Source organism: Microbacterium sp. 1262 (assembly GCF_040544895.1).
GTDB lineage: Bacteria > Actinomycetota > Actinomycetes > Actinomycetales > Microbacteriaceae > Microbacterium > Microbacterium plantarum.
Genome location: NZ_JBEPKU010000001.1, coordinates 1,452,529 through 1,468,693, shown reverse-complemented (window position 1 = coordinate 1,468,693; position 16,165 = coordinate 1,452,529). Strand labels below are relative to the sequence as shown.

General features: G+C 68.8%; 16 protein-coding genes. 8 read left to right on the top strand and 8 right to left on the bottom strand.

Going from position 1 to position 16,165, the window contains the following annotated elements; translation table 11 throughout:
- Positions 1–58 precede the first annotated feature (58 nt).
- Together secG and ABIC53_RS07025 are read left to right on the top strand one after the other, a co-directional pair.
- A complete protein-coding gene (secG, locus tag ABIC53_RS07030) occupies positions 59–307 on the top strand; it encodes a preprotein translocase subunit SecG (RefSeq protein WP_036304945.1) in 249 nt (82 codons plus the stop codon).
- Positions 307–663 (top strand): RNA polymerase-binding protein RbpA, encoded by a 357-nt coding sequence (locus ABIC53_RS07025; protein ID WP_112614028.1) that lies wholly within the window; start codon positions 307–309, stop codon positions 661–663. Before secG ends, ABIC53_RS07025 begins: the two co-directional genes overlap by 1 nt.
- A 71-nt stretch (positions 664–734) precedes the next feature.
- On the opposite strand, the gene pgl is transcribed toward ABIC53_RS07025, so the two are convergent.
- The 6 genes from pgl to tkt are packed head-to-tail and all read right to left on the bottom strand — an operon-like array spanning position 735 to position 8,806.
- Positions 735–1,508: a 6-phosphogluconolactonase gene (gene pgl / locus ABIC53_RS07020; RefSeq protein ID WP_274177655.1), complete on the bottom strand. Its 774-nt coding sequence runs from the start codon at positions 1,506–1,508 to the stop codon at positions 735–737.
- 1 nt (position 1,509) lies between these two features.
- Positions 1,510–2,451, bottom strand: coding sequence for a glucose-6-phosphate dehydrogenase assembly protein OpcA (locus ABIC53_RS07015; protein ID WP_112614032.1), 942 nt, complete (start codon positions 2,449–2,451; stop codon positions 1,510–1,512).
- Entirely contained in the window at positions 2,448–3,995 is a 1,548-nt protein-coding gene (gene zwf, locus ABIC53_RS07010) for a glucose-6-phosphate dehydrogenase (RefSeq protein WP_112614034.1), read from the bottom strand. Before zwf ends, ABIC53_RS07015 begins: the two co-directional genes overlap by 4 nt.
- A gap of 13 nt (positions 3,996–4,008) precedes the next feature.
- Complete coding sequence (locus ABIC53_RS07005) at positions 4,009–5,628, bottom strand: glucose-6-phosphate isomerase (protein WP_274178021.1); 1,620 nt, start codon at positions 5,626–5,628, stop codon at positions 4,009–4,011.
- Positions 5,625–6,731 (bottom strand): transaldolase, encoded by a 1,107-nt coding sequence (gene tal / locus ABIC53_RS07000; protein ID WP_274177656.1) that lies wholly within the window; start codon positions 6,729–6,731, stop codon positions 5,625–5,627. Before tal ends, ABIC53_RS07005 begins: the two co-directional genes overlap by 4 nt.
- On the bottom strand, positions 6,728–8,806 hold the full coding sequence (gene tkt, locus ABIC53_RS06995) for a transketolase (protein WP_112614040.1): 2,079 nt from the start codon (positions 8,804–8,806) through the stop codon (positions 6,728–6,730). Before tkt ends, tal begins: the two co-directional genes overlap by 4 nt.
- A 222-nt stretch (positions 8,807–9,028) precedes the next feature.
- On the opposite strand from tkt, the gene ABIC53_RS06990 reads away from it, so the two are divergent.
- Positions 9,029–9,961 (top strand): heme o synthase, encoded by a 933-nt coding sequence (locus ABIC53_RS06990; RefSeq protein WP_112615075.1) that lies wholly within the window; start codon positions 9,029–9,031, stop codon positions 9,959–9,961.
- A 279-nt stretch (positions 9,962–10,240) separates the two neighbouring features.
- Here the strand turns inward: ABIC53_RS06990 and ABIC53_RS06985 are convergent, their stop codons facing one another.
- Positions 10,241–10,717 carry a dinucleotide-utilizing enzyme gene (locus ABIC53_RS06985; protein ID WP_112614042.1) on the bottom strand — a complete coding sequence of 159 codons (477 nt, stop codon included), beginning with the start codon at positions 10,715–10,717 and terminating at the stop codon, positions 10,241–10,243.
- 79 nt (positions 10,718–10,796) lie between these two features.
- On the bottom strand, positions 10,797–11,765 hold the full coding sequence (locus tag ABIC53_RS06980; RefSeq protein WP_354450839.1) for a COX15/CtaA family protein: 969 nt from the start codon (positions 11,763–11,765) through the stop codon (positions 10,797–10,799).
- Positions 11,766–12,010: 245 nt separating this feature from the next.
- Here ABIC53_RS06980 and sufB point away from each other — a divergent pair, with 245 nt between their 5' ends.
- From sufB to ABIC53_RS06955, 5 genes are read left to right on the top strand one after another with little or no spacing between them, the layout of a single operon-like run.
- Positions 12,011–13,429, top strand: coding sequence for a Fe-S cluster assembly protein SufB (gene sufB, locus ABIC53_RS06975; RefSeq protein WP_023951442.1), 1,419 nt, complete (start codon positions 12,011–12,013; stop codon positions 13,427–13,429).
- A gap of 1 nt (position 13,430) precedes the next feature.
- A complete protein-coding gene (gene sufD, locus ABIC53_RS06970) occupies positions 13,431–14,615 on the top strand; it encodes a Fe-S cluster assembly protein SufD (protein WP_274177660.1) in 1,185 nt (394 codons plus the stop codon).
- On the top strand, positions 14,612–14,941 hold the full coding sequence (locus ABIC53_RS06965; protein ID WP_112614048.1) for a non-heme iron oxygenase ferredoxin subunit: 330 nt from the start codon (positions 14,612–14,614) through the stop codon (positions 14,939–14,941). Before sufD ends, ABIC53_RS06965 begins: the two co-directional genes overlap by 4 nt.
- Positions 14,942–14,956: 15 nt before the next feature.
- The gene (gene sufC, locus ABIC53_RS06960) at positions 14,957–15,727 is read left to right on the top strand and encodes a Fe-S cluster assembly ATPase SufC (protein WP_112614050.1); all 771 of its coding nucleotides are present in this window, start codon (positions 14,957–14,959) and stop codon (positions 15,725–15,727) included.
- A gap of 9 nt (positions 15,728–15,736) precedes the next feature.
- The gene (locus tag ABIC53_RS06955) at positions 15,737–16,066 is read left to right on the top strand and encodes a metal-sulfur cluster assembly factor (protein ID WP_023951434.1); all 330 of its coding nucleotides are present in this window, start codon (positions 15,737–15,739) and stop codon (positions 16,064–16,066) included.
- Positions 16,067–16,165 lie beyond the last annotated feature (99 nt).

Here is a 16,165-nt window from a genome sequence, read left to right as displayed (position 1 = left end):
GCTGGATATACTTGACCCTCGTGCGATCGGAACGATCGCCGGAAAGGTGACGACCACCGTGCAGATCCTCGAGTTCGTGCTGCAGGTGCTTCTGGGCATCACCAGCCTGCTCCTGACGTTGCTGATCCTGCTCCACAAGGGGCGCGGCGGCGGCCTGTCCGACATGTTCGGCGGCGGGATGAGTTCCGCCATGGGCTCGTCGGGCCTCGCGGAGCGCAACCTCAACCGCTTCACGATCGTGCTCGCGCTGGCGTGGTTCCTCTCCATCGTCGCCCTCGGCCTCATCACGAAGTTCACGGTGCTCTGATGGCTACCGGAGGAAACGCCATTCGCGGCACCCGCGTCGGTGCGGGCCCCATGGGTGAGCAGGACCACGGTCACCACGCTGATCGCGTGGCGATCTCGTACTGGGACGCTCTCGGCAACGAGACGGTGCGCTACTTCGCCGCCGGCATCGCGGACGAAGAGATCCCCGAGACCATCGACTCGCCCCACTCGGGGCTGCCGGCCGGTCGCGACAAGGCTAATCCGCCTGCCGTCGCCAAGACCGAGCCGTACAAGACGCACCTCGCCTACGTGAAGGAGCGCCGTTCCGACGAAGAGGCCGAGCAGCTTCTCGACGAAGCGCTGCAGCAGCTTCGCGAACGCCGCGGACTGAACTGACGCGGCACACGTCGCAACATACGAAGAGAGCGGATGCCACGGCATCCGCTCTCTTCGTATGTGCGCGCGAGTCAGTACTCGTCGTCGATGAGCTCCGGCGGAACCTGCGCGGCGGTCGCTTCATCCGTGAACAGAATGGTGCGACGGGTGCCCTTCGCACCGGCTGCCGGCACGCTGTGGTAGCTGGCACCCGCAAGCGCGAGCCCGAGCGCGGCTGACTTGTCCGGACCGGCGAGCACCATCCATACCCGCTTCGACGCGTTGATCACCGGCCGAGTGAGCGTCACGCGCTCGGCCGGGGGCTTCGGGGAGTCGTGGACGGCTGAGACCGCGCTGTCGGTGATGCGGATCTCGCCGCGGTCCGGGAACAGCGAGGCGATGTGGCCGTCGGGGCCGACGCCCAGGAAGCAGATGTCGAAGACGGGCCAGGCCGCGCCGTCGATGCCCGCCGTAGCGAGCTCGGCGGCGTACGCGCAGGCGGCGGCTTCGGCATCCGGCGCCTCGTCTGACGCAGCGATGGGATGCACGTTCGATGTCGGCAGCTCGATCGCGTCGAGGAAGGCGCGACGTGCGACCGCCTCGTTCCGATCCTCGCTGTCGCGGGCGACGAAGCGCTCGTCGACCCACCAGAAGTGCACGCGCGACCAGTCGACAGTGTCGCGCTCGGGGTGGGACCCGAGCCGCTCGAGCACATCCGTCATGATACCGCCGCCCGCGAGACCGACGTTGACGGTTCTTCCGTCCGTTCCCCACTTCGCCACGCGATCGAGGAAACGTGCCGCGATCGAGCCGGTGAGGGTGTCGACGTCGGGGCTGATGACGACGCGCTTCTCAGCGGTCGGCATCTCAGGCGTCTCCGGCAGGCGAGCGGTGGAGCCGCGCCCAGCCGTCCGTGATGACCCGGCCGTACAGGACGTCGGGCCCGAGGCGGCGGAGCTCTTCCGCGAGGCATTCGCGGAGCGTCCGACGGGGGAGGACGAGATCGTGCGAGGGCTGGCCCGGCTGGGTCAGCGTCGCGTCGACGGTCGTCGTGCGCTCGAGCAGGACGTCACCGCTCGGCCGCTTGAGGCGGACACTGCGGATGCCGTGCTCCCACTCGTCGCGGGGAGCGTACTGCCAGTTCACCGGTACATCGAGCATCAAGCACAGCCAGGCGGCGAGCAGTCCTGTCGACGGCGAGCTGCCGCTGCCGACGACCTCGACCTCGGTCACCGGCTCGTAGGGAGGCTGGTCGAGGACGGCCGCGAGCTGCTCGCGCCAGTGCGTCAGGCGTGTCCACGCGAGATCGGTGTCTCCGGGCGCGTAGCCGTCGCCCAGCGCGGCGAGCCGTCCACTGTCGTAGGGCAGCGTGGCGGCGTCGGTGATCCGCCGCTGCGCGATACGGCCGATGGGGGACTGCGACGGGTCTGCGGGCGGGTGGTCGGGCCACCAGGCCACAACAGGCGCATCGGGCAGCAGGAGGCCGGTGATGAGAGCCTCGTCGTTGCTCGCTGCGCCACCGCTGGCGCGCAGGACCACGACCTCGCTTGCACCGGCGTCGCCACCTACCCGGATCTGCGCGTCGAGCTTCGATTCGCCCTTCGCATCGGTGATCAGCACGATCACGCGCATCGGGTGCTCGCGCGAGGCGTCGTTGGCCGCCTCGATCGCGTCTTCTTCGAGCCCGTGCGACGTCGCGATGACGAGTGTCAGGACGCGTCCGAGGGCGACGGCACCGCCCTCCTCGCGCACGTTGACGAGTTCGCGGGCGATCTTCGACACGGTCGTGTCGGGCAGATCGACGATCATGGACGCCTCCAGACGCGGCCGTCGCGGGCCAGCAGTTCATCTGCGGAAGTGGGGCCCCAGGAGCCGGGCGCGTACTGCTCGAGCGGACCGCCCTGCTTCGCCCAGAACTCCTCGACGGGGTCGAGGATGCGCCACGAGAGCTCGACCTCTTCGTGCCGCGGGAAGAGCGGCGGATCGCCCAGGAGGACATCGAGGATGAGCCGCTCGTATGCCTCGGGGCTGGATTCGGTGAAGGCGTGGCCGTAGCCGAAGTCCATCGTGACGTCGCGGACCTCGGTGGCGGCCCCCGGCACCTTGGAGCCGAATCGGATCGTGACGCCCTCGTCGGGTTGGACGCGAATCACCAGGGCGTTCTGGCCGAGCTCCGTCGTCTGATTGCGCAGGAACAGATGCTGCGGGGCCCGCTTGAACACGACCGCGATCTCGGTCACGCGGCGGCCCAGACGCTTGCCCGTCCGGAGGTAGAACGGCACACCTGCCCAGCGGCGCGTGGCGATGTCGACCTTTATGGCGGCGTAGGTCTCGGTCGTCGACTCGGGATTCATCCCGTCCTCGTCGAGGAAGCCGGTGACCTCTTCGCCGCCCTGCCACCCGCCGGCGTACTGTCCGCGGGCGGTCGCGGTCGAGAGATCGGCCGGCAGCTGGACAGCGGCGAGCACCTTCTCCTTCTCGGCCCGCAGGTGGTTGGCCTCCATCGAGATGGGCTCTTCCATCGCGGTGAGGGCGAGGAGCTGGAGAAGGTGGTTCTGGATGACGTCGCGCGCTGCGCCGATGCCGTCGTAGTATCCCGCACGCCCGCCGACGCCGATGTCTTCGGCCATCGTGATCTGCACGTGGTCGACGTAGTTCGCATTCCAGATCGGCTCGAACAGCTCGTTCGCGAAGCGCAGTGCGAGGATGTTCTGCACCGTCTCCTTGCCGAGGTAGTGGTCGATCCGGAAGATCGAGTCGGCCGGGAAGGCCACCTCGAGCGCCTCGTTGAGTTCGCGGGCCGTCTTCAGATCGCTGCCGAACGGCTTCTCGATGACCACGCGGCGCCAGGTGTCGGCATCCGCGTGCTCGTCGACCAGGCCGGAGTCCTTGAGCTGCTTCGCGACGATCGGGAAGTCCTTCGGCGGGATCGACAGGTAGAACGCGTGGTTCCCCATCGTCCCGCGATCGACATCGAGCTTCTCGACCGTCTCGCGGAGTCGACGGAAAGCATCGGCGTCGCCGAACTCGCCGGAGACGAAGCGGATGCCCTGGAGGAGCTGCTTCCAGGTCTCCTCGCGGAACGGCGTGCGCGCGTACTGTTTCACCGCCGAGTGCACGACCTCCGCGAAGTCCTGGTCCTCCCAGTCGCGTCGGGCGAAGCCGACCAGGGCGAACCCGGGGGGCAGCAACCCGCGGTTGGCGAGGTCGTAGACGGCGGGCATGAGCTTCTTGCGCGACAGGTCGCCGGTGACGCCGAAGATCACGAGAGCGCTGGGCCCTGCGATGCGGTTCAAGCGGCGGTCGTCGGGATCGCGCAGAGGGTTGTGGGCGCGCGAGATCTCCACGGTCATGGGAGGGGTCTTCCTACTGGGCGGCTTCGAAAAGGGTGAGGACCTCGGTCGCGGGGTCCGTCAGGGTGAGCGTCACGACGGGGCGGCCGCGCTCGGCGAGGACCGCGGCGTCGCCGGAGGCCTGCGCTTCGATCAGACGGCCGAACGTGAAGGGACGACCCGGAATCTCGAGGTCGACGTCCGTGCGCTCGGTGATCTGGACGAACACGCCGTTCGCGGGGCCGCCCTTGTGGTACTGACCGGTCGAGTGCAGGAACCGCGGTCCCCACCCGAACGTGGTGGGGCGGCCGGAGTCGGCGGCGATCAGTTCGCGCACGCCGGCCAGCTGCGGCACGGCGGTGCGATCGACATAGGCCTGGACTGCGACGTATCCGTCGGCCGGGACGACCCGCCACAGATTCGCGAGGACCCCCGCGAGCGTGCGATCCGCCGCGAGGGCGGGATCGGACACCCGCACTTCGACGCCGTCCTCGACGAACAGCGGCGCGGTCGACGCGGGCTGCGCATCGAGCAGGCCACGCGCGGCGGTCTTCGCCGCCTCGACGTCGGGCTGGTCGAAGGGGTTGATCCCGAGCAGGCGACCGGCAATCGCTGTGGCGTACTCCCACACCAGGAACTGAGCGCCCAGGGAACCGCTGACGAGCACCTCGCCGGGGTGCTGCTCGAGGATCTGGAAGTGGACCGCGTCGCCGACGAGTCGCACGACCTGCAGGTCATCGGGAAGGAGGTCGAGCTCGGGGGAGAGCGGGGTGGCGACGACGGGCAGGATGCCGGTGCCGGCCTTCCCGGTCGATTCGGCGACCAGCTGCTCGATCCAATCGGGGAGTCCCACGATGTGGGTCCCGTCGCTGATGAGGGCCAGCTTGTCGCGGCGCGGTTCGCCGCCCGAGATCGCCGCGGCGAGCACGAGAGCGGGGTTGCGCGGGTCGTCCACGGCCACTTCGAGCAGGGTCGCGTCGGCTTCGTCGAGCAGCTGCCCGATGTCGGCCCCCGCCAATCCCGCCGGCACGAGGCCGAAGGCCGTGAGCGCCGAATAGCGCCCTCCGACCGTCGGGTCGGCGGTGAACACCCGGTGTCCCGCTTCGCGCGCCTCGTGCTCGAGCGGAGAGCCCGGGTCGGTGACGACGACGATGCGATCGGCCGGATCGATACCGAGATCGCTCCACGCCGCAGCGAAGGCGCGACGCGCCGAATCGGTCTCGACCGTCGAACCCGACTTCGAGGAGACGACGAGGACGGTCTCGGCGAGACCGCCTGTCTCCGGGTCGCCGTCGATGGCCGCCAGGACCTGCCCGGGGGCGGTGGAGTCGAGGATCGTCAGCGGCACACCGTGCGTGCGGGCGATGACCTCGGGAGCGAGCGACGAGCCACCCATCCCGGCCAGCACGACGCGCGTGATACCCCGGCCGAGGAGCTCGGAGCGCAGCGCCTCGATCTCGGCGACGAGCGGACGCGACACGGTGACGGCCTGCACCCAGCCGAGTCGGTGGGACGCCTCGGCGGCGGCATCAGGACCCCACAGGTCGGCGTCACCGGCGGTGATGCCGCTCGCCACTAGATCGGTCACGAGTCGGGGCACGGTCTTCTCGACGACGTCGGAGACGTGCCCCGAGACGTGGATCTCGAAGCTCAACGGGCGCTCTCCAGAGCCGCCGTCACCGTGCCCTGCAGGTCGTGCCACGACGCGATGAACTTGTCGACGCCCTCGTCCTCCAGCAACTGGGTGACGTCTTCGAGGTCGATTCCCACCTCGGCGAGGTCGGCGAAGACTTTGTGCGCGGCCTCGTAGGCTCCGGTGACGGTGTCGCCGGAGATCACACCGTGGTCGAAGGTCGCCTCGAGGGTCTTCTCGGGCATCGTGTTGACGGTGCCGGGGGCGACGAGCTCGGTGACGTAGAGGGTGTCCGGCAGCGCGGGGTCCTTGACACCGGTCGAGGCCCACAGCGGACGCTGCAGGTTCGCGCCGGCGGCGACGAGGTCCTGGGCGCGCTGCTCGGCGAACTTCTTCTCGAAGAGCTCGTAAGCCAGGCGCGCGTTGGCGACACCGGCGAGCGACTTCAGCTCGTTCGCGGCATCCGATCCGATCGCCGTGAGGCGCTTGTCGACCTCGGTGTCCACACGCGAGACGAAGAACGACGCGACCGAGTGGATGCCACCGAGGTCGATGCCCGCCTCGCGGGCGCGTTCCAGGCCGGCGAGGTAGGCGTCGATGACCTCGCTGTAGCGCTCGAGCGAGAAGATCAGCGTGACGTTGACGCTGATGCCGGCTGCGATGACCTCGGTGATCGCGGGCAGGCCGGCCTTGGTCGCGGGGATCTTGATCAGGACGTTCGGGCGGTCGACCGCGGCAGCGAGCTTCTTGGCCTCGGCGATGGTGGCGTCGGTGTCGTGCGCGAGGTCGGGGGAGACCTCGATCGACACGCGACCGTCGACGCCGCCCGTCTGGTCGAAGATCGGGCGGAAGATGTCGGACGCGTTGCGCACGTCCGTCGTCGTCAGCTCGAAGATCGTGTCGTCGGTGGAGGCTCCGGCCTTGGCCTGCGCCTCGATGGCCTCCTCGTATCCGACGCCCGCGCTGATGGCGGCCTGGAAGATCGAGGGGTTCGTCGTCACGCCGACGACGTTGCGGGTGTCGATGAGCTCCTGCAGGTTGCCGGTCGTGATGCGCTGACGCGACAGGTCGTCGAGCCAGATGCTGACGCCGGCGTCGGAGAGGTCCTGGGTGGGCGTGCTCATGCGTTGTTCTCCTCAACGGTTGCGCGGGCGGCCGCGACGACGGCCTCGGTGGTGATTCCGAACTTCTCGAACAGGGTCTGGTAGTCGGCCGAAGCGCCGAAGTGGTCGATGCCGACCGAGCGTCCGGTGTCGCCGACGATGGAGCGCCACAGCGGGGTGGCACCGGCCTCGACGGAGACGCGCGCACGGACGGCTGCGGGCAGCACCGACTCGCGGTACGCCTCGTCCTGCTCGGCGAACCATTCGAGCGCGGGGGCCGAGACGACGCGGGCCTGGATGCCGTCCGCGGCGAGAGCCTCGCGGGCTTCGACAGCCAGCTGCACCTCGGAACCGGTGGCGATGATGATGACGTCCGGCTGGCCGCCCTCGGCATCGATGAGCACGTACGCGCCCTTCGCCACGCCGTCCGTGGTTGCGAAGCCGTCCTCACCGCGCGGGAACACCGGGATGTTCTGTCGCGTCAGGGCGATGCCCGCGGGGCCGGCCTGGCGGCGCAGCAGCTCGTGCCACGCGGCCGCCGTCTCGTTGGCGTCGGCCGGACGGACGACCGTGAAGTTGGGGATGAGTCGCAGCGACGAGATCTGCTCGATCGGCTGGTGCGTCGGGCCGTCCTCGCCGAGGGCGATGGAGTCGTGCGTCCACACGTAGATCGACGGGATGTTCATCAGGGCGGCCAGGCGCACCGCGGGGCGCATGTAGTCGCTGAAGATGAGGAAGGTGCCGCCGAAGGCGCGCGTCTTGCCGTGCAGGACGATGCCGTTGACGATCGCGCCCATCGCGTGCTCGCGGATGCCGAAGTGCAGGACGCGGCCGTACGGGTCGCCCGACCACTCGTGCGTGGACCACTCGGTGGGGATGAAGCTCTTGCCCGACTTGATCGTCGTCAGGTTCGACTCGGCGAGGTCGGCGGATCCGCCCCAGAGCTCGGGGAGCTGGTCGGCGAGCGCGTTGATGACCTGACCGCTCGCGGCGCGGGTCGACACGGCCTTGCCCGCCTCGAACGCCGGGACCGAGACGTCGGCCGGCAGCTCGCCGGACTCGAGGCGATCGAGCAGCGCCTTGCGCTCGGGGTTGGCCTCGGCCCAGGCGTCGAACGACTTCTGCCATTCGGCGCGCTCGGCTGCGGCGCGCTCGGCGAGGGAACGGGTGTGGCTGATGACGTCGTCGGCGACCTCGAAGCTCTTCTCGGGGTCGAACCCGAGCACCTTCTTCGTGGCGGCGAGCTCGTCGGCGCCGAGCGCGGAGCCGTGGATCTTGCCGGTGTTCTGCTTGCCGGGAGCCGGCCAGCCGATGATCGTCTTGAGGACGATGAGGGAGGGCTTGTCGGTCTCGCCCTTCGCCGCCTCGATCGCGGAGTAGAGGGCGGCGACGTCTTCGACGTATTCGCCCGTGCTCTTCCAGTCGACCGTCTGCACGTGCCAGCCGTAGGCCTCGTAGCGCGCTGCGACATCCTCGGTGAAGGCGACGTTCGTGTCGTCCTCGATCGAGATCTGGTTCGCGTCGTAGATCGCGATCAGGTTGCCGAGCTGCTGGTGTCCGGCGAGCGATCCGGCCTCGGCCGTGATGCCCTCCTGGATGTCGCCGTCGCTCGCGATCACGTAGATGAAGTGGTCGAACGGCGAGGTGCCGGCCGGCGCCTCGGGGTCGAACAGACCGCGCTCGTAGCGAGCCGCGTAGGCGAAGCCGACGGAGGTGGCGAGGCCCTGGCCGAGCGGGCCGGTCGTGATCTCGACGCCCTTGGTGTGGCCGTACTCGGGGTGTCCCGGGGTCAGTGAGCCCCAGGTGCGCAACGCCTTCAGATCATCGAGCTCGAGACCGAAGCCGCCGAGGTAGAGCTGCACGTACTGCGTGAGGGAGGAGTGACCCGCCGACAGGATGAAGCGGTCGCGCCCGAGCCAGTCGGTGTCCGTGGGGTCGTGCCGCAGCACGCGCTGATACAGGAGGTAGGCGGCGGGGGCGAGGCTCATGGCCGTACCCGGGTGGCCGTTGCCCACCTTCTCCACCGCATCCGCGGCCAGGACGCGGGCGGTGTCCACCGCGCGCCGATCGATCTCGTCCCAACGAAGTTCCGACACTCGGTCGCCTTTCTCGAGAGGCAGCGCCTGCGCATGCCGCTCCGCAGTCAGGAAGGGAGGGGTTCGGCGCCGGCGCGCGTATGACCTCAGCATAGCGAGGACGCCAGACGGCCGGGGCGCGCACGTCGTCATGTGACAGTCGTGGTAGGGCGGCCCCGCGGAGGCCCTCCTCGGCGGATGCCCTAGACTGGACAGGTTCACAGCGGTGAGATGCGGGGAGCGATGGACATCACGACGACTGCCGGTTCGGCCTCCGTCGACACCTCTCGTGGCACGTCGTTCGGTGCGACCGTCCGCGCGTATGTCGCGCTCACGAAGCCCCGCGTGCTCGAGCTGCTGCTGGTGACGACGGTGCCGGTCATGATCCTCGCGGCCGGCGGTCTTCCGAATCTCTGGCTCGTGCTCGCGACGGTCGTCGGAGGCGCGATGAGCGCCGGGTCCGCCGCCGCGTTCAACATGTACCTCGACCGCGACATCGACGCGCACATGAAGCGCACCGAGAACCGACCCATCGTGACGGGCGAGGTCTCGGCCCGCGGCGCGTTGATCTTCGCGTGGACGCTCGCGGTGGCATCCACGGTGTGGCTCGCCGTGACGACGAACTGGGTCGCGGCATCCCTCAGCGTCTTCGCCATCTTCTTTTACGTCGTGATCTACACGATGATCCTGAAGCGCCGCACGGAGCAGAACATCGTCTGGGGCGGCATCGCGGGTTGTTTCCCGGTCGTGATCGGATGGTCGGCCGTGACCGGCTCGCTCTCGTGGGCGGCGCTCATCCTGTTCGTTCTCGTCTTCCTCTGGACGCCGCCGCACTACTGGCCGCTGTCGATGAAGTACAAGAACGACTACGACGAGGTCGACGTGCCCATGCTGGGCGCAACCCGCAACGGATCGCAGGTCGGCCTTCAGGTCATCCTCTACGCGTGGGCGACCGTCGCGTGCTCGCTGCTGCTCATCCCGGTGGCGCCGATGGGGCTCGTGTACACCGTCTCGGCGATCGTCTTCGGCGGGTGGTTCCTCTACGAGTCGCACCGTCTGTACAACCGCGCCGTCCGCGGCGAGCAGGCTCGCCCCATGCGCGTGTTCCACGCCTCGATCACCTACCTGACGCTGGTCTTCGTGGCCATCGCGGTCGACCCGCTGCTGCCCTTCTGAGGCCGCACCCGCGCGGCTGGGCTCACTGGGCTCACTTGACAGGTGGGGCCCCTTCGGCGCGTGGGTAGGGGCGCGAGCTGCCACCTGGATCTGCAGGCCCGGGGTCGCTGGGCTCACTTGGCAGGGGCGCCCCCTCAGCGCATGGGTGGGGGCGCGAGCTGCCAGGTGAACCCGGTTGGGGTCGACCCGAGTGCTGGCGCGCGCAGAACGGCCGCCCTCCTCACCCGGGAAGCCCGAGTGCCGCGGAGGACGGCCGTTCTGAGGGTGTGGCGGCGCGGGTCAGCGCTGCTGCGGGTCGTTGGACGGCGACTCCAGGGTCGAGGTCGTGGCCGGGTCGGGCGCCGTCGTGTCTGCGGCCGAAACCGCGGTCGTCTCGGTCGAGACCGCCGGCTCCGAGGCCGCGCGCTCCGAGACCACGGGCTCCGAGATGACATGCTCCGAGGCGGGCACAGCTGCATGCCGATCCTGCTCTCCGGCGGTGCGGCGCGGCTCCCGCGGGAAGACCGAGCTCAGCGCCGCGGTGGCGAGGGCCAGAGCCAGACCGACGACGCCGGCGCCGAGGAGGATGCCGCCGAACACGCCCCAGATCTGGCCGACGTAGACGTCGACACCCGTGGCGGTGTTGTCGAGAATGGTCGCCTCCATGTGGCTGAGCTTCTCGACCAGGACGTAGGTGCCACCGCCGATCGCGGCAACCGATCCGGCAACGAGGATCCAGAACGGGATGCTGCGGACAATGCGGGGGTGAACGCTCATGGTGCTCCTTCGTGTCGCGACCGCTGTCGGCGGCCTCGAACACTCTGGGGGATCGACCTCTGCGTGCCCCTTCCGAAGCCTATGAGGCTTCTGTGTGCGCGACCTCTCGTTCGGTCGCGGGCGCCACGCTCGACAGCGGAGCCTTCAGCGACATCACGACGGCGACCATCGCGGCTACGAGGGCCACGGCGAGCACCATGTGGATGTTCACGAGCGCGATCGGCAGGCCCGTGCGCGCCTGCCACAGGCCGACCGCGATCTGCAGCAGCTCGATGCCGAGCAAGAGGCCCGTCCAGCGCTGCAAGCCGGTCGTGCGGGGGAGCCGGATGGCGCCCGACACGAGGACGAGCGTCAGCACGAGGGTGATGTATGCGGGCCAGCTGTGCACGTGCTGCCAGAAGATCGGGTCGAGGCCGTTGCGGGCGGCGGCGTCGTCACCGGCGTGGGGCCCCGCTCCGGTGAGGAGGATGCCGACGACGACCGTCACGGTCACCGCGAGCGTCGTCACGTGCGTGGTGATGGCGTACGCCCGCGGCACGATCCGCGCGCGCGGGCCGGGCGTCGCATAGACGCGCACGAGGAACGCTGTCGCCAGCGCGACAAGCGCCGCCGAGATGAGGTAGTGGAGCCCGACGATGCTCGGGTGGAGGTGAAGCCAGACCGTGATGCCGCCCACGACGGCCTGCACGATGATCCCGAGGCCGACCAGGAAGCTCAGGACGGGCAGCTCGCGTCGCGTCGCGCGAAGGCGGACGACGGAGAGGAAAGCGAGCAGGGCGACGATGACGAGCACGCCGGTGAGGGTGCGGTTGCCGAACTCGATGAGACCGTGGATGCCCATCTCGGGCGTCGGCGTGAGCGAGCCCTCCGTGCAGTACGGCCACGTCTCGCACCCCATGCCCGATCCGGTGAGCCGCACGAGGCCGCCGGTGCCGACGATGCCGATGTTCGTGATGACGAGAAGCCATCCCATGACGCGCGTCCATCGCGTGATGGCGGCGGGCATGATCGTCGCGACGAGTCCGGGGCGGGTTCGGACCAGTGACATCGGACTCCTCCGGGGGCGCTCGATTCGCGCCTCGTACGTTCCGGGCAGGCCCGCGGATGGGGGCGTTGCCTGTAGAATCGGGTGTGTTCGGGATGGCGGCGCGTGTGCACGTCGTCCCTCATAGTCTAGGCGCGGCATCCGCGTCCATCAGGCCCGCGAATCGGCATCCCCGTCCACGTGACTCCCGTCGGAGTCGGGAATGCCGGGACGGATGACACCGTTGCGGTGCGAAGAGGAGGAAAGTCATGTCGGATGTGCTGATCGACCGACCGGAACTCGAAGGCCTGGGGGTGTACGAGTTCGGCTGGCACGACACGGATGCCGCGGGCGCTGTCGCGCAACGCGGCATCAACGAGGACGTGGTCCGCGGGATCTCGGCCCTCAAGAACGAGCCGGAGTGGATGCTGAAGACGCGTCTGAAGGGCTATCAGCTGTTCGGCCGCAAGCCGATGCCCACGTGGGGCGCCGACCTCAGCGACATCGACTTCGACAACATCAAGTACTTCGTGCGCTCGACCGAGAAGCAGGCGCAGTCGTGGGAGGACCTCCCCGAGGAGATCCGCGAGACGTACGAGAAGCTCGGCATCCCCGAGGCCGAGCGGCAGCGTCTCGTCGCCGGCGTCGCCGCCCAGTACGAGTCCGAGGTCGTTTACCACCAGATCCGCGAGGACCTCGAGGCGCAGGGCGTCATCTTCATGGACACCGACACGGCCCTGCGGGAGCACCCGGAGTTCTTCGAGGAGTACTTCGGCACCGTCATCCCCGCAGGCGACAACAAGTTCGCTGCCCTGAACACCGCCGTGTGGTCGGGCGGCTCGTTCGTCTACGTCCCCAAGGGCGTCCACGTCGAGATCCCGCTGCAGGCCTACTTCCGGATCAACACCGAGAACATGGGGCAGTTCGAGCGGACGCTGATCATCGCCGATGAGGACAGCTACGTCCACTACATCGAGGGATGCACCGCGCCGATCTACAAGAGCGACTCGCTGCATTCGGCGGTCGTGGAGATCATCGTGAAGAAGAACGCCCGCGTTCGCTACACGACGATCCAGAACTGGTCGAACAACGTGTACAACCTCGTCACCAAGCGCGCCGTCGCCCACGAAGGCGCGACGATGGAGTGGGTCGACGGCAACATCGGCTCCAAGGTGACGATGAAGTACCCGTCGATCTACCTCATGGGCGAGCACGCGAAGGGCGAGACCCTGTCGGTCGCCTTCGCCGGTCCCGGTCAGCATCAGGACGCCGGCGCCAAGATGATCCACATGGCGCCCTACACCCAGTCGTCGATCGTCTCGAAGTCGATCGCGCGCGGCGGCGGCCGAGCCGGCTACCGCGGAGAGGTCCGGGTCGACGCGAACGCGCATCACTCGGCCAACACCGTGCGCTGCGACGCCCTGCTCGTCGACACCATCTCGCGGTCCGACACGTACCCCGCCATCGACATCCGCGTCGACGACGTCCAGCTCGGGCATGAGGCCACCGTCTCGAAGGTGTCCGAGGAGCAGCTGTTCTACCTCATGAGCCGCGGTATGCCCGAGGACGAGGCGATGGCCATGATCGTGCGCGGCTTCATCGAGCCGATCGCGCGCGAGCTCCCGATGGAATACGCCCTCGAACTCAACAAGCTCATCGAGATGGGCATGGAAGGCAGCGTCGGCTGATATGACGAGCGTCACCCAGGCCCCCGCCACCGGCGAGAAGGGCCACATCGACCCTGCAGCGGCATTCGTTCCGGTTCAGACGCGGTCCGAGCGGCCGTCGTCGTACGACCCGGCCGATTTCGGCGCCCCGACGGGCCGCGAGGTCAACTGGAAGCACACCCCCGTCGACCGGTTGGCCCCGCTGCTGGTCGACGAGGCCGGCCCGACCGGCGTCGTCTCGGTCGAGGTGAGCGCGCCCGCCGAGGTCGAGCAGGCCCGGCTCCGCGTCGGCGACGCGCCCCGCGGCGAGGTCTTCCGTCCCGAGGACCTGCCGAGTGCCATCGCGTGGTCGCAAGAGGCCGAGGCGCCGCTGCTGCGGATCCCCGCAGGCGTCGAGCTGAATGAGCCGGTCGTGGTCAGCCTCCGCGGCAACGGCGGCCTGGCCCACGCGCACGTCGTGATCGAAGCCATGCCGAACGCGCGGGGCACCGTCATCCTCCGCCACGAGGGGACCGCCGCCCACGCGCAGAACGTCGAGATCATCGCTCGCGACGGCTCGGCCCTCACGGTCGTGTCGCTGCAGCGCTGGGACGACGACGCTGTCCACGCCGCGGCGCACCAGGCCCGCGTCGACCGGGACGCCTCGCTCACCCACGTCGTGGTGAGCCTCGGTGGCGCGGTGGTCCGCGTGAACCCGTCGCTCGAACTCGCCGGTTCCGGGGCCGAGGGGCGGATGTACGGTCTGTCGTTCGCCGACTCCGGCCAGCACCTCGAGAGCCAGGTGTACCTCCACCACAAGGGCCCCCAGACCGTCGGCGACGTCCTGTACAAGGGTGCGCTGCAGGGCGAGAGTGCTCACAGCGTCTGGATCGGCGACGTGCTGATCGGCCCCGACGCCGTGGGCACCGACTCCTACGAGGCGAACCGCAACCTCGTCCTCACCGATGGCGCGCGTGCCGACTCGATCCCGAACCTCGAGATCGAGACCGGCGACATCCAGGGCGCGGGTCACGCGAGCGCGACCGGCCGGTTCGATGACCAGCAGCTGTTCTACCTGCAGGCGCGCGGCATCCCCGAGGCCGAGGCGCGCCGCCTGGTCGTGCTCGGATTCCTCGCCGAGATCGTCCAGAAGATGGGCGTGGACGAGCTTGCGGACGAGCTGCTGCGGGCCATCGAGGCCGAGCTCGCAGCCGGAGCCGGCGCGTGACCGCGCAGAAGGTCCTGAAGCTCAGCGAGCTGGAGCAGGACACGGCGGTGCGCGTCGTCATCGACAAGGTCCCCATGGCCGTCGTCCTCGACGCCAACGGCGAGGTGCACGCGATCGGCGACACCTGCACCCACGGCGACATCTCGCTCGCCGAGGGCTTCGTGGAGGGCGACACGCTGGAGTGCTGGGCGCACGGCTCGGCATTCTCGCTGCGCACCGGCCAGCCCCTGAATCTTCCGGCCTACGAGCCGGTCCCCGTTTACGAGGTCACGATCGACGGGGATGACATCCTCATCGACCCCGCCGTGACCCGCGATGTGAAGTGAAGTAAGGAACCCGACATGTCTGTTCTCGAGATCCGCGACCTGCACGTGACGGTCGAGACCGAGGCGGGGGCCACCCCGATCCTCAACGGTGTCACCCTCACGGTGCGCACGGGCGAGACCCACGCGATCATGGGGCCCAACGGCTCCGGAAAGTCGACGCTCGCCTACGCGATCGCCGGACACCCCAAGTACACCGTGACCGGCGGCTCGATCTCGCTCGACGGCGAGGACGTCCTCGAGATGTCCGTCGACGAGCGCGCCCGCGCGGGCCTCTTCCTCGCGATGCAGTACCCGGTCGAGGTGCCCGGCATCACGGTCACCAACTTCCTCCGCACGGCCAAGACGGCCGTCGCGGGCGAGGCTCCGGCGATCCGCTCGTGGACCAAGGATGTCAAGCAGGCGATGGCCAACCTGCGCATGGACCCGAAGTTCGCGCAGCGCAACGTCAACGAAGGGTTCTCGGGCGGCGAGAAGAAGCGCCACGAGATCCTCCAGCTCGAGCTGCTCAAGCCGAAGATCGCGGTGCTCGATGAGACCGACTCCGGCCTCGACGTCGACGCGCTCAAGATCGTCTCGGAAGGTGTGAACCGTGCGAAGGCCGACACCGACCTGGGCGTGCTGCTGATCACGCACTACACCCGCATCCTGCGCTACATCCAGCCGCAGTTCGTCCACGTCATGGTCAAGGGACGTATCGTCGAGGAGGGCGGCCCCGAGCTCGCCGACCGACTCGAGGAAGAGGGCTACGACCGCTTCCTCGACGCCGACACCCCCGTCGACGCGTAAGATCGTTACATGACCGCAACACTCGCGCCCGAGAAGTACGACGAGGTCACCGAGGCTCTCAAGGACGTCATGGATCCCGAGCTGGGGATCAATGTCGTCGACCTGGGCCTCATCTACGACCTCGCGTGGGACGACGAGAACGACGCTCTCATCATCCACATGACGCTGACCTCGGCGGGCTGCCCGCTGACGGACGTGCTGGAGGAGCAGACGGCTCAGGCTCTCGACAACGTCGTGGACCGTTTCCGCATCAACTGGGTGTGGATGCCGCCGTGGGGCCCCGAGCGCATCACGGACGATGGCCGCGACATGATGCGCGCCCTCGGTTTCGCGATTTGACGACTTCCGCAGACAAGCCCCCGTGGCCGCCGGACGGCGGAGACGGGGGCTTTCGTCATGCGGCGACACCTGCCGGCGGCGCGCCCGGACCCGCGACTA